Genomic DNA, 4,200 nt, shown 5'->3' on the forward strand with positions numbered 1-4,200 from the left:
CCGATGGGCGCGGAGTGCGTGACCGTGGATGGTGAGGGTGACCCCGACGAGGTGGCGTTCGTGGGGGTGCAGCGCCGTGACCGTGACGAGGCCGTGGAACTGCTCACGGGCGTTGGACGGCTGCACGCGCGTGGGGTGAAGGTCGACTGGCGGGCGTACTTCGCGGGCAGCGCTGCCCGCACCACCGACCTGCCCACCTACGCCTTCCAGCACCGGAGGTACTGGCTGGACGGCGACGCCACAGGCATCGGCCACGTGGGAGCCGTCGGCCAGGACGCCGTCGAGCACCCCATGCTGAGCGCGGCGGTGGCGTCGCCCGACACCGGTTCCGTCGTGCTGACCGGCCGCATCTCGGCCGAGGGGCAGCGCTGGATCGCCGACCATCGGGTGCTCGGCGGGATCCTCCTGCCGGGCACGGGCTTCGTCGAACTTGCCGTGCGTGCCGGTGACGAGGTCGGGTGCCCCACGCTCGACGAACTGACGCTGGAAGCGCCGCTGATCCTGGCCGAGCGCGGGGCGGTCGCCCTGCGGGTGGTCGTCGGCGCGCCCCGGACGGACGGCGCCCGGACGGTGCACATCTACTCCCGGACCGAGCACGGCCACGAACAGGAGTGGACCCGACACGCCGCCGGCCTGGTCGTACCCCGGACGGCGAAGGCCACGTTCGACCTCGCGCAGTGGCCCCCGGCCGGCGCCGAGGAGATCCCGGCCGACAACGCGTACGACGTGCTGACCGAGCGCGGCTACGGCTACGGTCCCGCCTTCCAAGGGCTGCGCCGCATGTGGCGGCAGGGCGACGACGTCTTCGCCGAGGTGACCCTTCCCGAGCCCGCCCGCTCTGAGGCAGCCCGCTTCGGTCTGCACCCGGCGCTGCTGGACGCGGCCATGCACGCGGACCTCCTCAGCGAGGCCGACAGCGATGACGCAGCCACTCTGCTGCCGTTCGTGTGGAACGGGATAACGCTCCACGCCGCGGGCGCGGCCGACCTGAGGGTCCACATCCGCAGGCTGCGCGGGGACGAGGTCTCCGCCATGTGGGTGGCCGACCAGCAGGGCCGGCCGGTGGCGACCGTCGAGTCGCTGGTGGCCCGCCCCGTCTCCGCCGAGCAGCTCGACACGGCCAGGGGCGGGCACGACACGTCCCTGCTGCGGCTCGACTGGCGCACCGCTCCGGCCTTCGAGACGGTGACCGAGGGCGCGCGGCTCCCCGCCCTGCCCCAGGTCCGGGGCACCGACAGCCCCTTCCCGCCGTTCGTCCTCGCCCGCCTCGGCACCGCGCGGCAGGACGAGGTGCTTTCCGGAGTCCGCAAGGCGGCAGGGGAAGCCCTGGAGGCCGTCCAGTCCTGGCTGGCCGATCCGCGCGCCGCCGGTTCCACGATGGTCGTCCTCACGACGAACGCCGTGGCTCCCCGCCCGCAGGACGCCGTCGACCTCGCCCAGGCCCCCGTGTGGGGTCTCGTCCGGGCGGCCCAGGAGGAGAACCCCGGCCGCTTCGTACTGATCGACACCGACGGTACGGACGCCTCCACCGCCCTGCTCGGCGCGGCTGCCCGCTCCGGCGAGCGCGAGCTCGCCCTGCGTGACGGCGAGGTGCTGCTGCCCCGTCTCACGCCTGCCGCCCGTGCCGCCTCCGAGGGCGCCGTGCACTGGGACCCCGACGGCACCGTGCTCATCACCGGCGGCACCAGCGGCCTGGGCGCCATGGTCGCCCGGCACCTGGTCACCGAACACGGCGTACGGCACCTGCTGCTCGCCAGCAGGCGCGGTGACGCGGCACCCGGCGCCGCCGAACTGCGCGCCGAGCTCACCGAGGCGGGCGCGGACGTCACCATCTCCGCGTGCGACGTCGCCGACCGCGACGCCCTGGCCGCGCTGCTCGCCGCGATCCCCGCCGCACACCCCCTCAGGGGAGTGGTGCACGCGGCGGCGGTCGCCGACAGCGGCCTGGTCGGCACCCTGACACCGGAGAGGTTCGACACCGTCCTGAGGCCGAAGGCGGACACCGCCTGGCACCTGCACGAGCTCACCCGCGAGACGGACCTGACGGCCTTCGTGCTGTTCTCCTCCGCCGGCGGACTGGTGCTGGCCGCGGGACAGGCCAACTACGCGGCAGCCAACGTCTTTCTCGACGCCCTCGCCCAGCACCGTGCCGCCGCCGGGCTGCCCGCGCACGCACTCGCCTTCGGCATGTGGGCGGCGGACACCGGGCTCGGCGGCGCGCTCGACGAGACGGATCTCGCCCGCATGCGGCGGCTCGGCCTGCCCGCGCTCGCCCCGGCCCGGGGCCTGGAGCTCTTCGACGACGCCCTGGCCACGGGCGGCCTGCCGGTGCTCGTGCCGCTCGACACCGATCCGGCCGCGCTGCGCGCCCGGGCCGACGAGGTCCCCGCAGCCCTGCGCGGCTTCGTCCGCGGCCCTGTCCGGCGTGTCGTGGAGGCAGTCGGCGCCACGCTCGGCGGCTCGGAGTTCGAGCAGCGGATGCGGGCGCTGTCCGGCGCCGACCGGGAACGCGCACTGCTCGACCTCGTGCGCGAACAGGCGGCCTCGGTACTCGGCCACGGCGGAGCCGACGAGGTGAAACCCGACCGCGCCTTCCGCGAGCTGGGCTTCGACTCCCTGGCGGCCGTCGAGCTGCGCAACGCCCTGACCCAGGCCACCGGGCAGCGACTGCCCGCCACCCTGGTCTTCGACTTTCCGACCTCGCGCGCGATCGCCGGGCACCTCGCCGGCCGGTTCGCGGACGCCGGAACCTCGCCCGCCCCGGCGGTCGCGACGCCGGCACCGGCACCGGGCGGTACGGACGACCCCATCGCCATCGTCGGCATCAGTTGCCGCTTCCCGGGCGGTGTCCGTTCCCCCGAAGACCTGTGGCGACTCGTCGCCGAGGGCCGCGACGTCATCGGCGGCTTCCCGGAGGACCGGGGATGGGACGTCGAGGCGCTCTTCGACCCGGAGCCGGGCCGTGTGGGCAAGACCTATGTGCGCGACGGAGGATTCCTCCACGACGCGGCGGAGTTCGACCCCGAGTTCTTCGGCATCATGCCGCGCGAGGCACTGGCCATGGACCCGCAGCAGCGGCTGCTGCTCCAGGCAGCCTGGGAGGCGTTCGAGCGCGCGGGCATCGCCCCCGACACCATGCGCGGTACCAGGACGGGTGTGTACACCGGCCTGATGTACCACGAGTACGGCAGCAGGCCGGGCGAGGTTCCCGAGGACCTGACCGGATACCTCGGGAACGGCAGCGCGGGCAGCATCGCCTCGGGACGGGTGGCGTACACCCTCGGTCTCGAAGGCCCCGCCGTCACCGTGGACACGGCGTGCTCGTCGTCCCTCGTGGCACTGCACATGGCGTGCCAGGCGCTGCGCCAGGGCGAGGTCACCATGGCGCTGGCCGGCGGTGTCACGGTCATGCCGACCCCCGAGATCTTCGTCGACTTCAGCCAGCAGCGCGGCCTCGCCGCAGACGGCCGGTGCAAGGCGTTCGCGGGAGCGGCCGACGGCACGGGCTGGTCCGAGGGCATCGGTCTGCTCCTCGTGGAGAGGCTGTCGGACGCACGCCGCAACGGACACCCCGTACTGGCCGTCGTACGCGGCAGCGCGATCAACCAGGACGGCGCGTCCAACGGGCTCACCGCCCCGAACGGCCCCTCGCAGCAGCGGGTGATCCACCAGGCCCTGACCGCCGCGGGCCTCACCGCCGCGGACGTCGACGCCGTAGAGGGCCACGGCACCGGTACACGGTTGGGTGACCCGATCGAGGCGCAGGCGCTGCTGGCGACCTACGGCCAGGACCGGCCTGCTGGAATGCCCCTGCTGCTCGGTTCCATCAAGTCGAACATCGGCCACGCGCAGGCCGCCGCCGGTGTCAGTGGTGTGATCAAGATGGTGATGGCGTTGCGGGAGGGTGTGCTCCCGGCGACGCTGCACGTGGATGAGCCGTCGCCGCAGGTGGACTGGTCGGCGGGTGAGGTGCGGCTTCTGCGGGAGCAGGTTGCGTGGCCGGTGGTGGAGGGTCGTCCGCGTCGTGCGGGTGTGTCGTCGTTCGGTCTGAGTGGGACGAACGCGCACGTGATTCTGGAAGAGGCGCCTTCGGTCGAGGAGCCGCGTGAGGTTGCGGGTTCCGCGTTGCCGGTGGTGCCGTGGGTGGTGTCGGGTCGTAGTGCGGAGGCGTTGCGGGCCCAGGCGGCGGCGCTGCTGGAG

The 4,200-nt window shown here is 73.8% G+C and carries 1 protein-coding gene; it reads left to right on the forward strand.

Translation table 11 applies throughout. The features are described from left to right. Positions 1 to 135: 135 nt before the first annotated feature. Positions 136 to 4,200, forward strand: a 4,065-nt coding sequence (locus ACFZAT_RS33300) for an SDR family NAD(P)-dependent oxidoreductase (RefSeq protein ID WP_391269688.1), incomplete at its 3' end; no start/stop codon positions are given.

This window comes from Streptomyces sp. NPDC008163 (assembly GCF_042956885.1).
GTDB classification, from domain to species: Bacteria; Actinomycetota; Actinomycetes; order Streptomycetales; family Streptomycetaceae; genus Streptomyces; species Streptomyces drozdowiczii_A.